The 426-nt window shown below is 64.6% G+C and carries 1 pseudogene; it reads left to right on the forward strand.

From position 1 onward, the window contains the following. Nucleotides 1-76: 76 nt before the first annotated feature. A pseudogene (locus Q0C64_RS09180) lies at nt 77-426 on the forward strand (isocitrate lyase); the annotation flags it as partial.

Here is a 426-nt window from a genome sequence, read left to right on the forward strand (position 1 = left end):
TTTTTGCCGATGCGCTTTGGCCCCTCCTATGGTGGATTCTTCTGCGTAATCCAGTCAGTCACCGAAGGACCAAGGCATGACAAGTTTTGACCAGGTCGTAATTGCCCCCACTGGCCGCTTTGACGGGATCGAGCGGCCCTATTCCGCCGACGATGTCCTTCGCCTGCGCGGCTCGGTGCCGATCGAGCATAGCCTCGCCCGCCGCGGCGCCCTGAAGCTGTGGGAATTGCTCAAGCGCGACGAACCGGTCCGGGCGCTGGGTGCGGTCACCGGCAACCAGGCGATGCAAATGGTCCGCGCTGGCCTCGAAGCCATCTACCTCTCCGGCTGGCAGGTGGCGGCCGACGCCAACACCGCCGGCGCCATGTATCCCGACCAGTCGCTCTACCCGGCCAACACCGGTCCGGAGCTGGCGCGCAAGATCAA

Origin of the sequence: Sphingomonas sp. (assembly GCF_023266535.1) — a bacterium.
Taxonomy (GTDB): domain Bacteria; phylum Pseudomonadota; class Alphaproteobacteria; order Sphingomonadales; family Sphingomonadaceae; genus Sphingomicrobium.